Genomic DNA, 373 nt, shown 5'->3' with positions numbered 1-373 from the left:
TGTTCTTGACCGTAGAACATCTCCCGCTTAAGAATGCCGAAGAAGCCTTCCATTAGGCCGTCGTCAAGAGAGTTGCCTAGCCTAGACATACTCTGATCGATCCCTCTGTTAGCCAGAGCGGCTTGATATGCATGGTGCTGATATTGCCAGCCACGGTCTGAGTGGGAAATAAGCCCGTTAAGAGCCGGGTGCTTCTCAAATGCATCATCTAGCATGGTCATCACTTGCTTAAGGTCTGGGTGCCTAGAAATGTTGTAGGAGATGATTTCTTGGGTACAACCATCGATAATTGGAGAGAGGTAGAGCTTTTGATCTTTAAGATGGAATTCTGTCACGTCGGTAAACCAATGTCTGTCGGGAATAATTGCGTAGA

1 protein-coding gene is annotated in these 373 nt (G+C 46.9%); it reads right to left on the bottom strand.

Features of this window, described 5'->3' with window-relative positions:
* The coding region (locus OCH80_RS10240; protein WP_404540672.1) for a transposase at nt 1-373 on the bottom strand (373 nt) is incomplete at both ends.

The sequence above is a fragment of the Lactobacillus sp. 23-2 genome, assembly GCF_044902225.1.
Classification (GTDB): domain Bacteria; phylum Bacillota; class Bacilli; order Lactobacillales; family Lactobacillaceae; genus Lactobacillus; species Lactobacillus absianus.
The sequence above is the reverse complement of the archived record's forward strand: the minus strand, read 5'-3'. Positions and strand labels throughout refer to the sequence as shown.